12 protein-coding genes are annotated in these 16,886 nt (G+C 63.7%); 2 read left to right on the forward strand and 10 right to left on the reverse strand.

All coding sequences use genetic code 11. From position 1 onward, the window contains the following. Nucleotides 1–89 precede the first annotated feature (89 nt). The 6 genes from ABRP34_RS08625 to ABRP34_RS08650 form a co-directional block, all read right to left on the reverse strand. The gene (locus ABRP34_RS08625; RefSeq protein WP_353712890.1) at nucleotides 90–2,306 is read right to left on the reverse strand and encodes a S8 family serine peptidase; all 2,217 of its coding nucleotides are present in this window, start codon (nucleotides 2,304–2,306) and stop codon (nucleotides 90–92) included. A 73-nt stretch (nucleotides 2,307–2,379) separates the two neighbouring features. Continuing rightward, the gene (locus ABRP34_RS08630; RefSeq protein ID WP_353712891.1) at nucleotides 2,380–2,841 is read right to left on the reverse strand and encodes a hypothetical protein; all 462 of its coding nucleotides are present in this window, start codon (nucleotides 2,839–2,841) and stop codon (nucleotides 2,380–2,382) included. 149 nt (nucleotides 2,842–2,990) lie between these two features. Then, nucleotides 2,991–4,487 carry a hypothetical protein gene (locus ABRP34_RS08635; RefSeq protein ID WP_353712892.1) on the reverse strand — a complete coding sequence of 499 codons (1,497 nt, stop codon included), beginning with the start codon at nucleotides 4,485–4,487 and terminating at the stop codon, nucleotides 2,991–2,993. After that, nucleotides 4,484–4,741 (reverse strand): hypothetical protein, encoded by a 258-nt coding sequence (locus tag ABRP34_RS08640; protein ID WP_353712893.1) that lies wholly within the window; start codon nucleotides 4,739–4,741, stop codon nucleotides 4,484–4,486. Before ABRP34_RS08640 ends, ABRP34_RS08635 begins: the two co-directional genes overlap by 4 nt. A 42-nt stretch (nucleotides 4,742–4,783) precedes the next feature. Then, nucleotides 4,784–5,554 (reverse strand): ABC transporter ATP-binding protein, encoded by a 771-nt coding sequence (locus ABRP34_RS08645; RefSeq protein WP_353712894.1) that lies wholly within the window; start codon nucleotides 5,552–5,554, stop codon nucleotides 4,784–4,786. A 35-nt stretch (nucleotides 5,555–5,589) separates the two neighbouring features. After that, nucleotides 5,590–5,880 (reverse strand): hypothetical protein, encoded by a 291-nt coding sequence (locus tag ABRP34_RS08650; protein ID WP_353712895.1) that lies wholly within the window; start codon nucleotides 5,878–5,880, stop codon nucleotides 5,590–5,592. A 1,624-nt stretch (nucleotides 5,881–7,504) separates the two neighbouring features. On the opposite strand from ABRP34_RS08650, the gene ABRP34_RS08655 reads away from it, so the two are divergent. Further along, nucleotides 7,505–10,621: a hypothetical protein gene (locus ABRP34_RS08655; RefSeq protein WP_353712896.1), complete on the forward strand. Its 3,117-nt coding sequence runs from the start codon at nucleotides 7,505–7,507 to the stop codon at nucleotides 10,619–10,621. Nucleotides 10,622–10,846: 225 nt separating this feature from the next. Next, nucleotides 10,847–12,964, forward strand: a complete 2,118-nt coding sequence (locus tag ABRP34_RS08660; protein ID WP_353712897.1) for an EAL domain-containing protein — start codon at nucleotides 10,847–10,849, stop codon at nucleotides 12,962–12,964. Between the two features lie 134 nt (nucleotides 12,965–13,098). Here ABRP34_RS08660 and ABRP34_RS08665 read toward each other — a convergent pair whose 3' ends face one another. The 4 genes from ABRP34_RS08665 to hisD form a co-directional block, all read right to left on the reverse strand. Further along, a complete protein-coding gene (locus tag ABRP34_RS08665; RefSeq protein ID WP_353712898.1) occupies nucleotides 13,099–13,935 on the reverse strand; it encodes an amino acid ABC transporter ATP-binding protein in 837 nt (278 codons plus the stop codon). Then, nucleotides 13,928–14,581, reverse strand: a complete 654-nt coding sequence (locus ABRP34_RS08670) for an amino acid ABC transporter permease (RefSeq protein WP_353712899.1) — start codon at nucleotides 14,579–14,581, stop codon at nucleotides 13,928–13,930. The genes ABRP34_RS08665 and ABRP34_RS08670 overlap by 8 nt, the downstream gene beginning before the upstream one ends. A 98-nt stretch (nucleotides 14,582–14,679) precedes the next feature. Next, nucleotides 14,680–15,495: a transporter substrate-binding domain-containing protein gene (locus ABRP34_RS08675; RefSeq protein ID WP_353712900.1), complete on the reverse strand. Its 816-nt coding sequence runs from the start codon at nucleotides 15,493–15,495 to the stop codon at nucleotides 14,680–14,682. 29 nt (nucleotides 15,496–15,524) lie between these two features. Next, on the reverse strand, nucleotides 15,525–16,844 hold the full coding sequence (hisD, locus tag ABRP34_RS08680; RefSeq protein ID WP_353712901.1) for a histidinol dehydrogenase: 1,320 nt from the start codon (nucleotides 16,842–16,844) through the stop codon (nucleotides 15,525–15,527). Between the last annotated feature and the right edge of the window lie 42 nt (nucleotides 16,845–16,886).

Genomic DNA, 16,886 nt, shown 5'->3' on the forward strand with positions numbered 1-16,886 from the left:
GTGCGTTCGCGCTGGGGCTTAAGTGTGCGTTCGCGCTCAGTGGGTGACGCGGGTGGGGCTTAAGTGTTCGTTCGCGCTGGGTGGAGGGTTTATCCCCAGCCGCTGCCGGCTGCGGTCCGGCCGGAGAATCCGCCCAGGCCGTTGCCCCGGTACAGCCAGAGCGCGCCGTTGGTGTCCACGGCCAGGACATCCGTCCTGGCGTCGCCGCTGTAGTCGCCGCGGCCGGTGATGGTGGTCATCGAGTTCCAGCCGGAGCCCACCTGGACCTTGGCGCCGAAGCCGCCGCGGCCGTTGTTGGGGTAGCGCCACAGGACACCGGCGGCGTCGCGCGCCAGGAGGTCGGCCTTACGGTCGCCCGTGACGTCCCCAGGGCCGACGATGGCGGTCATGGAGTTCCAGCCCGAGCCCACCTTGGTCCGGGCGAGCCAGCCGCCGCGGCCGTTGCCGGGGTAGAGCCAGAGGGCGCCGGTGGTGTCGCGGGCCAGGACGTCGGCTTTACCGTCGAGGTTGAAGTCGCCGGCACCGGTGACGGCGCTGAACACGTTCCAGCCCGAGCCCACCTTGACCCGCGCAAGCCAGCCGCCGCTGCCGTTGCCGGGGTACAGCCACATGCCGCCGGTGGTGTCGCGGGCCAGGACGTCCGCGCGCCGGTCGCCGTTGAAGTCGCCGGGGGCAACGAGTGAGGTGAAGCCGTTCCAGCCCGAGCCCACCTGCTTCCGCGCAAGCCAGCCGCCGCTGCCGTTGCCCGGGTAGAGCCACAGGAAGCCGGAGTTCTCCCGGGCCAGGACATCGGCTTTGCCGTCGCCGTTGAAGTCGCCCGCTGCGAGGACCGTGCTGAAGTGCAGCACCGCGCTGGCCGCGTCCAGCCGGCCGGCGCCGCAGCCCTGCGGGCAGCCGCCGGTCATGGGCCGTGCGGTCCGCTTGAGGCGCTCTTCGACGGCGGCCGGTGTCGCCGTCGGGCCCATCTCGGCCATGAGCAGCGCAGCTGCGCCGGACACGTGCGGTGCAGCGGCGGAGGTGCCTTCGGCGAAGAAATAGGCTTCCGTGCCGAAAGTCTGGGGGCCGTCGTTCAGGGTGGAAAGGATGCCGTTCATGACGCCGCTGGCCGGCTGGGTCGCGTTGGTGGGCGTCATGTCGCCGCCCGGGGCGGTGATGTCGACGGCGGATCCGAAGTTGGAGTACGGCGCCAGCTCACCGGTGCGGCCGCTGGCGGCGACGGCGATGACGTTCCGGCAGTTGGCCGGGCTGGAGGTGGAGGCCTGCGCCATCTCGTTGCCGGCCGCCGCGACAACAACCGAACCGCGGGCGGTGGCGGTGTCGATGGCGGTCTGGAAGGTCTGCGGGCAGGTGGGGTCAGTGGGGTCCGTGCCGCCGAGGCTCAGGTTGATCACCCGGGCCGGGTTCGGGTTGGCCGGCACTCCGTCCACGGGGGCTCCGGAAGCCCAGACGATGGCGTCCGCGATGTCCGAGAGCTGTCCGCCGCAGGGACCGAGCACGCGGACGGGCAGGACCTTGGCCTTCGGCGCGACGCCGGCGATGCCTTCACCGTTGTTGTTCATGACGGCGGCGATGATGCCTGCCACGTGCGTGCCGTGCCAGGATGACGACATCTCCGCGGCCCCGTCGACGCACTGACCGGCGCTGGACCAGTCGCCCTCGTCGGTGGCGTCGGCGTCGCGGCCGTCGCCGTCACGGGCGTCGTCTTGGTTGGCGATCATGTCGTAGCCGGGGAGCATGTTCGCGTCCAGGTCGGCATGGCTGGTTTTGCCCGTATCGATGACGGCCACCACCTGGCCGGAGCCCTGGGTGACGTCCCAGGCTCGGGTGGCGCGGATGCCGCCGGTTTCCGCGGAGAGGTTCCACTGGAAGGGGAAGAACTCGTCGTCCGGGTCCGCGAACTTGGCCTGCAGCTTCACGTCCGGCTCGGCGTAGGCCACGGCGGGGTCGGCGCGCAGCGAGGCGAGCATCTTCTTGGCGTCGCCGTCGCCCAGTTCCTTGCTGGTACGGATCACTCGGGCGCCGCTGGCGGTGGCGCGCAGGTCGGTGGCGGTGGCGCCGAGCTTTGCGGCGGCGCGGCCGAAGGACTGGGCGCGGAGCGCGGAGCCGGACCGGGCGGGGTCCTTGAACTTAACGATGAACTGGTCAGTGGTGGGCGTGGCCACGGACGGCCGGCGCGGGATGGACGGCAGGTGGGGGTCGCCGTCGGCCGCCGACGCGGCAGGCACTATGAGGGCCGATGCCACCAGGCCGACGATGCCGGCGGACATGATGGCAGCAGAGAAACGTGTTCGGCGCGTAAGAGACATCGAGACCATCCTGTGCGGCGCCCCTCAGCCACTGGTGCCGGGACGCAGATATGAGGCGCGGCCCCCGCCGCGCTTAGGTTCGAGTGTAGCCCGGGGGCCGCTGCTCCGGAACGGTTCCCCGGCCGAGGATCAGTTGGCCGAAGCCCAGGAGTAGCATTCGGCCGTCAGGAAACGGCGGGATCAAATTGGCCAGGTGCACAGCCGCCAGGGGCAGCCCTATCCAGTCAGGTATGCCCGCCAGCATGAACAGCCAGCAGCACGCTGCCCCGAATAACGGACCGGCCGCCGCGGTGGCGATATTCTGCATCCCACCCATCCTGGGCCCCGTGATCCAGACGTTGGCGAGCGAATAATTGGCCCGCCCGGCGGCCCCGTTCCGAAGAAGGAGGCGCAGGGCAACCAAATGTGCGGACTCATGGACCACCAGTGAGCAGAGGCAGGTGGAGAATCCTAGCGCGGCGGCCAAGAGGGGTTCTGCGTAGAACCCCGTCGCCAGCCCGGCTCCGCCGCCCGCACCGAAGAACAACGCCGCCATGATTGCTCCGGGCATCGCCGTCGCACGCACAACGGAAAGTACAGCTCCAATCGCGCCGTTTCCTATGGCCCAGCTACCGCGACGCCAAGACCGCCCGCGCCCCGCGGTGGTATCCCCTGCAGGCTCCTGCGAAGTGGCTTCCGCTGTGGTCAAGCGCTGGCCATTTCCGTGCGGTGCAGGGCCAGCCACTTCGCCGTGAGCAGGTACCAGCCAAAGGCGGCCCCCATCATCGCAAGCTGAATCGCCAGGCTTGTGAGGAGGTTCGCGGAAGCTGCCAGCATCGACTGCAAACCAAACGTCAGACCCAGCAGGCCAACAACGGCCACAGCCTCTGAGACGGCCCCGCCAATGGACTGGTCCCTGCTCACCGGAAGCAGCAGCCCCAGGGCGCAGCTGGCGCAAAGCTCCACAAACAACATGGGAAGGGCCAAGAGAATCTCAACCGGCCCAGCACCGGAAACCAGCATGAAAGCCGTCCCGTAAACCGCCATCATGACCGCCCAAATCATCAGCACGGCACGGAACTTTGGTCCGATCCACGCAGTCGGGCTCCCGGTCACACGATAGAGCCAGTGATGACGACGCGTGGGTCCGTAGCACCCAATTCCCACGGCACTGGCAACGCCTAGCGCCACATAGAACACACCCAGCTCGTCGCCTCCCGTAAGCGCCACCGCGACAACTGCCGCTGCACAAAGACCATTGATGAAAAGCAGAAGGACGGCGTTCGGAGGGTATCGGAGCCACTGGCGCAGTTCCAGGAGCATGAAAGTCGGACTATTGGATGACGACGCCGGAGGCCGCCCCAAGCGGGGGCGCCATGGCGCGGATTCCTTTCGGGGCACAGCTTCCAGGGCATCCAACGCTATAAGGAGGACAGGAAGGGCGCCGCCCACGAGGCACAAAACCCACCACGCCGGAATCTGGCCACCCAGGAACCACGCCAGAACGTCACCCAACGGCAAAAGGACACCTTTGCCATCGCTGCCGTTAATGGGCATGGAGCTCATGAAGGCGTACAGCAACAGTGCCGCGGTGATCAGTCCGCCAATTCCCTGCGCCATCACTCCGCTCCGTCCCAAAAAACGGGCGGCACCTACCTGCATCAGCTCGGTAAGCAGCTGAGTAGTGAGGCAACCGAGCAAGGCGGCAAATAACGCGTAGCCAACCCCCGCAAGCGCCACGCTGAAGCTGCCGGTGAACACGAACTGCAGCGCGAGGGGGGCCGAAACCACCAGACCCCCGCAGAAACCCACCGCTACTGTGAGCCACCGGGTGGCGCCCCGGACGTGCGACTCCTTTACCGGGAGGACCGAAAGCATCTCCGACAGGAGGGTCCGGTCCGGTGCGTAAAGAACGGCCATAAGAGTGGCCAGCGCCGGCATCGCAAACATGACGCTTGCCACCGGAGCAGCAATTTCACGCCCCGTCTCCGGGTCGAGGCCCAGCTGTTTGCCGAGCTCGAGGCTGGACCAGACGGTCCACGCGGCGATTGCTGCAAGTATCGCAAGTATCAGTGTTCTAGCCTTCGCCCGGGATCCTAGGGAGCGGGCCACGTCATTGAACCAGATACGCCAAGTGATGCGGTGCACAGCGGCAGTGACTGCCAGCGGATGGACCCGCTGACGGATGGCCGCCTGGCTCATTGCTGCGGGCTTGTCCGCTTGGTCCTTGAGGCCAGCCAGACAACCGCGGCGGCGGCCAGTGCCAGAGCCAGCGGGCCGAGCGGGTTGAAGAACATGCTCGTTTCCGGCGCTCCGGAGGCGTTGGTGGTGGACTCAACTGATATAAAGGCTGGTATGGAAAAGCTGCCATTAGTCACGAAAGTCGCAATAAAAATGGCAACAAGTGCAACCACTGAAACTACTACCCCGACGCCGAGTGCCTTTATAAACTTCATCTGATGATCACTTTCACTTATTAGATTCGACAGGTGCAGAACTCAGTATGCGAGCAGGCGCTGCAATTGCTCTTCTTTCCCCTTCATGGCCAAGTGCAGCCCCGTTGCATGGACAAACAATTCCTCCAGAGACTTAGTACCACTTTCCCGAATGAGTTCCTCTGGCCGCCCCGAGGCGACCTTCTTCCCCTCGGCTAGAATTACAACGGAATCACAGGAGCGCTCAGCCGCATGCAGATCATGCGTCGCGATCAGGATGGCACCGCCTTCCCGCGTGAAGGTTTTTAGCAGGGAGTTCATGAGGAGACCGGCTTCCGGATCCAATCCCCGCATGGGCTCGTCCAGAATCAGCAGGTCCGGCCGGTGAGCCAGCGCCAGCACCAGCTGAAGCTTCCGCTTCATCCCATGGGAGTAGTCACCCACGTACTTATCCAAATGCGGGCCCAAGCCAAGGAGTTCGGCCAGCCCGGAGGCTGTCTCGTTATGGAACAGCGGCCGCAACCGGCGATGAAACGCCATAAGTTCATGTGCGGTTAGTGCTTCGGGCACCGGCAGATCATCGGGGAAGAACCCAAATCGGTCCTTTGCCTCTACTGAGTCCTGGGCAAGTCCGCAGATACTAACGGCGCCGGACGTCGGTTGAATGAAACCTGTAATGCAGTGGATGGTGGTCGACTTGCCTGACCCGTTGGGGCCAAGAAGCCCGGTCACTTCCCCGGGGCGAACCTTGAAATCTAGGTCCTGAACACCGCGCCGGCTTCCATAGTCTTTCGTCAAGCCGGCTACGGCCAGCGGGTCAGGCAAGTCTTCCATCGGCTAATCCTTAGCAGTCGTCAGTAGTGGTCAGCCTAGTAGCAGCCGAGCTTGACGCCGATTTTAATGCCCCACGGACCCTTCACGGCCTCGATGTGGCCCGTGAAGCCCCGGTAGCCGGAATTCCGGCAGTAAATCCAGGCCACGGCAGCCGCGATGACCAGAATGCCAATCAGGACAAGCCAGACCCAGCGAAATTCGCTGGATTTGTCGAGTGCAGAGTTCACTGCCCGGGCAACTGCATTTTGCGCAGAGACCTGCGCCGCAATTGCATGATCAGTAAGAGCGAGCATGTAAATACCTTCCCACGGAAACGAACGGTTCATATAAACTGCCAAACGAGTGGCGGATTCCCCCCAGATACAAACGCGGCTCGAATCCGCTATGCCGAGCGTAGAGGGTCTCTCCGCTCTCGTCAATGCGAATCTCCAGCGAGTTTAGTAACTTCCAACAACCCTCAGTGCGGCCCTTTTGAGGCATGGAACGGACGGCCATGACTACGTTGTTGAATATGCCGAATTTAGGATTCCGCTCTCCTCAGAACATGGCAACTCCGATCACCGGTATGGCGTCGAACCAATCCGGCCGACGTCCTTGATGTGTCACACAGTGACCGCGCACCGGGCCTCGGTGGACATCCACTGAACGGAGGACGTAGATTACGGCCAGCGCGCTTCTGCGGGTACGAGTCATGGGGGAATAATGGGCACTGGCAGAGGCCATTTGCGTAGGGTTGTGTGCGTTCTTGTCGCGGTAGCTTTGTTGACTGGGCTGGTTAGCCCGCCTGTTGCTTCTGCGGCTGGTCTTCTGTCGGTACGAATCCCGGTCATATCCGGGATAGCCAAGGTCGGGTCGAAACTGACAGCCCTGCCGGGCGCATGGGGTCCCTCGCCTGTGACACTCAAGTACCAGTGGCTCCGCAACGGCCTGGCCATCCCCGGCGCCACGGCCTCGACGTACACCGGCACTCCTTCGGACATGGGGAAATTCCTCGCAGTGAAGGTGACCGGGTCCAAAGCCGGATACGTGACAGCAGCCCGGACCAGCAAAGCCACCGTCGCCATAGCGGCAGGAACCTTAAGCGCACCCGTACCCTCAATATCGGGAGCAGTCCGGGTCGGGTCGAAACTGACAGCCCTGCCGGGCACTTGGGGTCCCCCGCCTGTGACTCTCAAGTACCAGTGGCTCCGCAACGGTCTGGCCATCCTCGGCGCCACGGCCTCGACGTACACCGGCACTCCTTCGGACATGGGGAAATTCCTCGCAGTGAAGGTGACCGGGTCCAAAGCCGGATACATGACAGCAGCCCGGACCAGCAAAGCCACCGTCGCCATAGCGGCAGGAACCTTAAGCGCACCCGTACCCTCAATATCGGGAACAGTCCGGGTCGGGTCGAAACTGACAGCCCTGCCGGGCACTTGGGGTCCCCCGCCTGTGACTCTCAAGTACCAGTGGCTCCGCAACGGCCTGGCCATCCCCGGCGCCACGACGACATCCTTCAGCCCGGCTGCGGCCGACCTTGCATACCGGTTGTCCGTCCAAGTATCAGGATCCAAAAACGGATACACCACCCTTACGCGAACGTCTGCCAATCCGGTTGCCGTTCTGCCCGGATCACTGTCCGCGTCCATTCCCGCCATCACCGGCACTCCTCAGGTGGGCCAGAGGCTCACTGCGACCCCAGGCGACTGGCAGCCGGCCCCGGTCGATCTGACATACCAATGGAAGGTAGACGGGTTGGCGATAGCGGACGCCGTGGCGGCTAGTTACGTACCTCTACCCGAAGATGCGGGAAAGGCAATTTCCGTAGCTGTCACAGGGTCCAAGCCCGGTTACACCTCTACAACGAGCACCTCAGCGAGCACAACGACAGTCTCTCCACCGCCAGTCCCTGAAGCGCTCCGCGTTAGTGGGACCATAGTCTCCGACACCTCCTGGTCCAGTCCCCGCGTGTATATCGTCGATGGACCCCTTCGCGTCCCTGCCGGGATCGTGCTGAACATCGAGGCCGGCACGGTCGTGAAGTTCATCGGCGGCACGCTCACCGTCGCCGGGACCCTGGCAATCAACGGAACCGCGGCAAACCCGGTAACCCTGACCGCTGCCAAAGACGACACCACCGGCGGAGACACCAACGGTGACGGCGCAGCAAGCACCCCGGCAGCCAACGACTGGGCCGGCATCACCCTCACCGGCGGCTCCCTCACCGCAACACACCTCAACATGAGGTACAGCCAGTTCGGCATCAACGGCGGGCTAAACCCCGTGAAATTCGCGGTCACGGACTCGACCCTGAGCGACAGCGGTTACGGCGGGATCGACGTTGACCGTTCCTCGGGCTACTCCAACCGGCTCAGCGAAATCGTGGTCACAGGGAACACGCTCACGCGCTCGGGATCCATCAGCATCACCTCCGAAAACACCGATCCCGGAGCCACGCCCATCCACGTCAAGAACAACAACGTCACTGCCATGACCGACAGCAGCGTGCCATACCAAATCCTGGACCAGCGACTGCAACCCTCAAACCTCACCGGAAACACCGCCTCCGGCAACAAGATCAACGCCTTCCGCCTCAGCGGCGCACTGATCGAGAACTGGACAGTACCCACCACGGGACTGCCCTACCTCATTGGCAGCACCACCAGTTCACCCGGCCTTCGCGTCCCTGCCGGGATCGTGCTGAACATCGAGGCCGGCACGGTCGTGAAGTTCATCGGCGGCACGCTCACCGTCGCCGGGACCCTGGCAATCAACGGAACCGCGGCAAACCCGGTAACCCTGACCGCTGCCAAAGACGACACCACCGGCGGAGACACCAACGGTGACGGCGCAGCAAGCACCCCGGCAGCCAACGACTGGGCCGGCATCACCGTCACCGGCGGCTCCCTCACCGCAACACACCTCAACATGAGGTACAGCCAGTTCGGCATCAACGGCGGGCTAAACCCCGTGAAATTCGCGGTCACGGACTCGACCCTGAGCGACAGCGGTTACGGCGGGATCGACGTTGACCGTTCCTCGGGCTACTCCAACCGGCTCAGCGAAATCGTGGTCACAGGGAACACGCTCACGCGCTCGGGATCCATCAGCATCACCTCCGAAAACACCGATCCCGGAGCCACACCCATCCACGTCAAGAACAACAACGTCACTGCCATGACCGACAGCAGCGTGCCATACCAAATCCTGGACCAGCGACTGCAACCCTCAAACCTCACCGGAAACACCGCCTCCGGCAACAAGATCAACGCCTTCCGCCTCAGCGGCGCACTGATCGAGAACTGGACAGTACCCACCACGGGACTGCCCTACCTCATTGGCAGCACCACCAGTTCACCCGGCCTTCGCGTCCCTGCCGGGATCGTGCTGAACATCGAGGCCGGCACGGTCGTGAAGTTCATCGGCGGCACGCTCACCGTCGCCGGGACCCTGGCAATCAACGGAACCGCGGCAAACCCGGTAACCCTGACCACCGCCAAAGACGACACCACCGGCGGAGACACCAACGGTGACGGCGCAGCAAGCACCCCGGCAGCCAACGACTGGGCCGGCATCACCCTCACCGGCGGCTCCCTCACCGCAACACACCTCAACATGAAGTACAGCCAGTTCGGCATCAACGGCGGGCTAAACCCCGTGAAATTCGCGGTCACGGACTCGACCCTGAGCGACAGCGGTTACGGCGGGATCGACGTTGACCGTTCCTCGGGCTACTCCAACCGGCTCAGCGAAATCGTGGTCACAGGGAACACGCTCACGCGCTCGGGATCCATCAGCATCACCTCCGAAAACACCGATCCCGGAGCCACACCCATCCACGTCAAGAACAACAACGTCACTGCCATGACCGACAGCAGCGTGCCATACCAAATCCTGGACCAGCGACTGCAACCCTCAAACCTCACCGGAAACACCGCCTCCGGCAACAAGATCAACGCCTTCCGCCTCAGCGGCGCACTGATCGAGAACTGGACAGTACCCACCACGGGACTGCCCCACCTCATTGGCAGCACCACCAGTTCACCCGGCCTTCGCGTCCCTGCCGGAATCGTGCTGAACATCGAGGCCGGCACGGTCGTGAAGTTCATCGGCGGCACGCTCACCGTCGCCGGGACCCTGGCAATCAACGGAACCGCGGCAAACCCGGTAACCCTGACCACCGCCAAAGACGACACCACCGGCGGAGACACCAACGGTGACGGCGCAGCAAGCACCCCGGCAGCCAACGACTGGGCCGGCATCACCGTCACCGGCGGCTCCCTCACCGCAACACACCTCAACATCGAATATGTCTATACAGCGTTGCGGCTGGGCAATGCATCCGCCGACATCTCCTCGTCGTCAATCACGAATTCAGGTGGGACAGCAGTCACGCTCTCGGACGGCAGCTCAGCCAGTATTGATGCTTCCTTCGCGTCTGTGGCTCAGATAGTTACAACCGACAGCTCAAGCAGCGCCGAACTTCGAGGCAGCGCCAGAGACCTCACTGGGACCGGCCCGTTCGTCTCGTCCTGTAGGTGGGGCACCGGCGCTTGCCTGGTCGATGCCAGCTACTTTGACTGGGGCTCGACGGAAGGACCATACCCGGCAGGGGGATCGGTTATGGCGTGCGGCTCGGTTATAGCGAGTCCATGGTCTTTCCACGGAACCGTGGCGGGTCGATCCATATGGAGCATAGGGAATTGTGACGGAAGCCCATATTCGCCGGCCAGCAGCATCAACGAGTCTCAGGCGAGCTACCAAGCTGCATTGTCTGCTCGCCAAGCACTTTGCGCGCAGGGTCCTGCCTATGCAGACGCCTGTGAAATCGTGAAAACCAACCAGCAATGCTTCAAGGGAGCATCTGACATCGTTCAAAGCCAATCGCTGTTCCCGCTAGCGCCTAACCTCTCGAGTCCGGAAGCTGTGGGTGACTTCGTGGCAGAACAAGGGAGCGACTACCTGAAAACCTCGACCAACAGTTCAGTTTCCACCGCCGCTGGAGCCGCATCGCATGCGTTGAAGGTGAAACAAGTGATTGGAACGTTCTCCGCTCTCTCCTCCGCGTACGACCGTTGCCACTAGGCAACCATTGGCCGACGATTCCCAGCGGGAGCACCCATTCCAGCGGGGTTGTCATGTCCCGTCGGATGTGTTCTCATACCCAAACCCCGCCGGGGACGTGCGAGAAAGCAGACGAATTAAGGGGGCAACGGGCTGGCCAGTGCCCGGCGGGGCTCGAAGCAGCCGCTGCCGTTGGCACGGTCAGATAAACAAACAGTTCGGGGGGACAGTCTGGTGGGGGACGGCTTGACTAGCGGAGTAGAAGGTTTTCCGGACTCATTTCCGGAGTCGTTGCTCAGCCAGGCACTGAACGCTGTTTCAGAAGGCTCGCTTATCACGGACGCCGCCCAGGACATTGTCTATAGCAACGAGGCGTTCACCGCCATCACCGGATACACGGCGGCCGAGATCCGGGGGCGGAACTGCCGGTTCCTTCAGGGGCCAGGCTCAGACCCGCTGACGGTTGCCGCCTTGCGGTCATCGCTGGAGCGGGGCGAGTCGTACCGGGCGGAGATTCTGAACTACCGCAAAGACGGTGCTCCATTCTGGAATGCCCTGACCATCTCCCCCATCAGGAACGCCCAAGGCACCGTGACCCATTTTGTCAGCGTCCAGCGGGACGTGACAGCCCAGAAAGCACTCCAGAGCCGCCTCCGCTTTCTGGCCCTGCATGATCCGGTAACCGGCTTGCAGAACCGCACGGCACTCGATCAGTACCTGGGTAGAATCACTGATGCGACTCCACCCGGAACCGTCAGCGCCGTCGGCGTCATCGATCTGGACGACTTCAAGATCGTCAATGATACCCACGGCCACGCGGCCGGTGATCTTCTCCTGCGCGAACTGGGTGCCAGGCTGCAGGCCCAGCTCCGGGCCACAGATTTCCTGGCCCGGCTGGGCGGTGACGAATTCGTCGTCGTGATCAGCGGACTGGCACAGGAAACCGCGCATGCGGAACTGGTCACAGTCCTCGGGCGCCTGCACCGGGCGGTGGAGCCGGAATTCCTGTTGGGGGAAGACGTGGCCGTCCGGGTGGGTATGAGCATGGGTCTCAGCCTGCACCCGGCCCACCGCAGCAACGAGGAGTCTTCCCTCCGCCGCGCGGACCGTGCCCTGTATGTGGCCAAGAGGAACAAGAACGCTCGCACCCGCTGGTGGTATCTGGACGATGGACCGGACACTCCCGTGGAGGCAGCACGGTCACACCCGGCACCCAACAGCGGACCGAAACACGGCGGCGAATACCGGGACCTGTTGGAAGCACCGCCTGAAGTGCAGTGGCGGGAAAAGCTCTTAGGCGGCGGGCTGCGGATGCTCTACCAGCCTGTCATGGATCTGCGGACGGGAGCGGTTAGCGCGGTGGAGGCTCTCGCCAGGATCAAGCTGGACAACGGCCCCTGCTTGGAGCCGAAAGTCTTCACACACTTGCTTACGGGCCCAGAAACAGACCTGCTCTTCCGCTTGGGTCTGGACGCGGTCCTGGAACAGCTTCGGCAGTGGGACACGAACGGTCTGCACCTCAGCGCCAGCGTCAACCTCGCGCCGTCCACCCTGCTCCATCCCGGCTGCGTCAGCTGGGTGCGCTCCGCTTTGGCGGACCACGGCATCGCCCCGCAGCGGCTGAGTCTTGAGGTGCTCGAAAACCTGGCCCTCGACGACCCTGTCCAGGCCCGCACATTCGACGAACTGCACGGCCTGGGGGTGAGGATGGTGCTGGATGACCTCGGTTCCGGATACAGCAGCCTCCGCCGGCTGACCGCCTTCGCCTTCAGCACCGTCAAAGTTGACCGGGAAGTCCTCTGCGACCTCAGGTCAGCCCCCATCTCAACCCTGACATTCCTGGCTTCACTGATCCAGATGGGACGCGACATGGGCTGGGACGTCGTCGCTGAAGGCCTGGAAGACCTAGCACTAACCGAGGCGGCAACCATCCTGGGCACCCCGCACGGTCAGGGCTACTTCATTGCCCGCCCTTTGCAAGCCGAAGCCGTTCCAGGCTGGATCCGGAACTTTATACCGCCACTGCAGCGGGGAACCATTGAGACAGCCCTGGGAGCGCTAGCCTATCACTTGCAGTTTGCCCGTCTCGGCTCGCCGCACCCGGGCACTTTGGAAGGCTGTCCACTGACCCCGTTCCTGCGCACTGTGGCGTCAGCGGATGACTCCTTCCGGCAGTGGCATGCTCATCAGCATGCCGATCTCGCCACGCACGCCAAGTGTGCAAGTAGGCTGACCCAGTGGCTCACCGATCTCATCAAAGCCCAGCAGGGGTCATCAGCCAACACCGGGGTCGCCACTGCTGCGGGCGGCTCGGAATCGGTGCCGGGGCTGCCGCAGTTCATCACCTGGCCGCTCGATCCCTGACGCGGCCGGGGGCGGCCAAAGGCTCAGACCGCCCCGGGCACGCCCAAGGCAGGTGGCAATCCCTGAATCAGGACCAGGGACGTCACCTGCCTCATGGCCGGTTCTTTGGCCGGACGTCCAGCATCGCCTGGCACCTACTCCGGCAGGATGCCCGAGCGGCTTAGGAGCGCGCGTGTCTTGGGGTGCTGGGGCGCGGTGAAGATCCGGCTTGGCGGCCCCTCTTCCACGATCACGCCCTGGTCCATCACGACGATCCGGTCCGCTATTTCCCGGGCGAACTGCATCTCGTGGGTGACGATGACCATGGTGGTGCCCTGCTGAGCGATTTTCTTGATGACGGCCAGGACCTCACCTACGAGCTCGGGATCCAACGCGGAAGTGGGCTCGTCGAAGAGCATCACGCTGGGTTCCATGGCGAGGGCGCGGGCGATGGCAACGCGCTGTTTCTGGCCGCCGGAAAGCTTGCTGGGATAGTTCTCCATCTTGTCGCCCAGTCCCACCATTTCCAGGTTGGGCACGGCGATGCCGCGGGCCTCGGAAGCGGAAAGTTTCTTCACGTCCCGCAGCGGCGCCATGACGTTGCCCAGCGCTGTCTTATTGAGGAACAGGTTGAAGTGCTGGAACACGAAGCCGATGTCGGTGCGCTTCTGGGCGGTGATGGATGCCTTCTCAGCGATCAGCTCACCGTCGCGTTCCTCGTACCCGATGAGGTGGCCGTTGACATAGATCCGGCCGGCTTCGATGGTTTCGAGTTTGTTGATGCAGCGCAGCAGAGTGCTTTTGCCCGAGCCGCTGGAGCCAAGAATGGCGATGGTCTCCCCGCGGTGGACCACGAGGTCCACTCCCTTGAGCACTTCCACCCTTTTTTCCACGTGGGGCCGCCCCGTCAGCCGTCCCCACAGGCTCCTTTTCGTCTCCGAGACGAAGGTCTTGTGGACATCGCGGACGTCGATGATGGTGTCCTCAGCCATTGGCCCGGGCCTTTCGTTCGAGCACTACCACGATGCGCGAGAGTGGGAGGCTGATAATCAGATAGAGAATGGCCGCGGCGGTGTAAATGGCCGTGGTCTGGAAGGTCTGGCTGTTCAGGATGTTTGCGGTTTTCAGGATCTCCGTCACAGCGATCACCGAGGTAAGGGCGGTGTCTTTGATCATGGCGATGAAGTAATTGCCGATCGGTGCCATGGAGACGACGAAGGACTGCGGGATGACCACCTTCCACAGGGTCTTCGTGGGCGTGTAGCCGAGGGAGAGAGCGGCTTCAGTCTGGCCGTGTTCCACCGAGAGGATCGCGGAACGGAAAACCTCGGAGAGGTAGGCTGCATAGTTCAGGCCCAGGCCCAGGATGCCGGCGGGTACGGGTTCGATGTCGACGCCGATGCTGGGGAGCACGAAGAAGATGTAGACCAGCTGCACCAGAAGCGGAGTTCCGCGGATGACCTCCAGGTAGAAGGTGGCCACGGCGCGGAGGATCTTGATGGAGGAGATGCGGGCCAGGGCGATCAGCAGGCCCAGGACCAGCGCCAGCACCATGGCGCCGAGTGCCAGTTGAACGACGACGGGCACGGCCACCAGTAGGGCCGGGAAGACGGCGAAGGTGTTGTTGATGAAGTCCATGAGGGAGTCCCAAATTCAGGGTCGGGCCGGACCGGCGGGTTTCGTTCCGAGGGAGCCCCCGGGAAGCGATCTCCGCCGGCCCTGCGTGATGCTACGAGTTACTTGGTCACGTTGGCTTCTCCGAGGCCGTACTTCTTCAGGATCTCGAGGTATTTGGGGGTCTTCTTGAGGTCTGCAAGTCCGGAGTTCAGGTCCTGCAGCAGCTGGGAATCATCCTTTCGCACCCCCGCGCCGATGATGCCCGGGTAGTACGGCTTGTAGGGGTCCACGAGCTTGAGTTTGGGGTTGGGTTTCTGCACCAGGCTGTAGCCGATGACCGCACTATCGGTGAAGACCGCATCGACCTGCTTGTTTTCCACAGCGGCCAGCAGTGCTGCCTGGGAGTCGAAGAGCTTCACCTGGCTGCCGCCCAGACTGTCCACCAGGTCCTTGAATACTGTGCCGGTCTGGGCGCCGAGCACCTTGCCTTTCACATCATCCCGGGACTTCAAGCTGGAGTCCGCGGGCACCACCATGGCCTCGCCCTCGGTGTACCAGGGATCGGTGAAGTTGATCTGCTTCTTGCGGTCGTCCGTGATGTACATGGCATCCACGATGACGTCGGCCTTCTTGGCGTTCAGGGCCGCGATCAGCGTGGCGAACTCCGAGGTGAACACCTTGATCTTCCAGCCTTTGGCCTCAGCGATGGCCTTGATCATGTCCCCGTCGATGCCCTTGAGTTCTCCGGTCGCCTGGTCCGTGAAGGAGAACGGCGCATCGTTGGACGTTGCGATGGTGATGGTCTTCTGTTCAGCGCCGCCGGAGCTGCCCCCGGTGCCCGACCCGCCTCCGCCACAAGCGGTCATGGCCAGGGCGGCTGCTACGCCCATGGGCACTAGGGCTGCGAACCGCCTGCGGGTGATTTGTGTGTTCATCGTGAAGTGCCTTTTGCTAGGGATGGTTTCTACCGGTTGAAGCGGTCGAGCCGGAGGGTGGCGGTGGCCTTGTGGGCTGCCATCCCTTCGTCGTCGGAGATCGTGGCCACGTAGTTGGCCAGGCGCGGGGTAGCGCTTTTTTCGACCCGCTGGAAAGTGAGGGGCTTAAGGAACCTGGAGACCGAGAGCCCGGCGGAAGACCGCGCGCCGGCCCCGGTGGGGAGCACGTGGTTGGTGCCGGATGCGCCCTTGTCGGAGTACGCCACAGTGGACCAGGGGCCCAGGAAGATGGAGCCATAGTTCTGCAGGTTAGCGTGGTAGTAAGAATCGTCCGCGGTCTGGACTTCTAAATGTTCAGGTGCCAAGATGTCCATGATTTCGACGGCGGTGGCCCGGTTCTCCGCCAGGTAGACGGTACCGTAGTCCCGCCACGCGGCCCCGGCGATGTCACGGGTGGCCAGTGTCCGCAGCTGGCGGTTGATGTGCCTGATGACGCCTTCGCCCAGCTCCCGGGAGGTGGTCACAAGGGAGGCCGGCGACTGGGGGCCGTGTTCGGCTTGGCCTAGCAGGTCAGCTGCAACAAGCTCGGGGTCGGCGGTCTCGTCGGCTATGACCGCCACTTCGGAGGGTCCGGCCAGAAGGTCGATACCCACGCGCCCGAACAGCTGCCGTTTGGCCTCGGTGACGTAGGCGTTGCCTGCGCCCACCAGGATGTCGGCCGGGGGTTCGCCCAGCAGGCCGAAGGCCATGGCCGCCATGGCCTGTACGCCGCCAACGGTGAATGCCCGGTCAACTCCTGCAAGGTAGGCCGCGTACAGCACCGCGGAGTGTCCTCTGTCCGGTCCCGTCGGCGGGGTGCACGCCACCACACTGCGCACACCGGCTGCCTTGGCAACCCCGACTGTCATGAAGGCGCTGGCCAGGATGGGGAACCTGCCGGCGGGCAGGTAGGCCCCCACCCGGGGCACGGGGACGTACTTCTGACCAGTGAAGACACCCGGGAGGAGCTCGGCTTCAAAATCAGTGAGGTGCTCGCGTTGCTCAACGGCAAATAGCCGGGTCCGCTCGGCACTGGCCATCAGGGCCTCGCGCAGGTCCGGCGACAGGGAGTCGCCGGTCTTGGCCAGGCGGTCCCGTTCCACCTCGAGGCTCTTTCCGGACCATCCGTCGAGCTGCTCTGAGTAGCGGAGGACGGCGTCGATTCCGTTTTTTTCGATGTCGCCGAGCATCCGGGAGACCGTCTCGATGACCTCCGGCAACCGCTGGGCCGCAACACCGCCGACGGCGGGACTCTTCAGGGTGGTGAAGGTGCCCCGGATGTGACGCAGGTCGCTTTCAGAGATATGCATGGGCTAAAGGTACGGGCAGGCCCCTCATCGCACAACGGGAGA

This window comes from Arthrobacter sp. K5 (assembly GCF_040448525.1).
In the GTDB taxonomy this organism is placed as follows: domain Bacteria; phylum Actinomycetota; class Actinomycetes; order Actinomycetales; family Micrococcaceae; genus Arthrobacter; species Arthrobacter globiformis.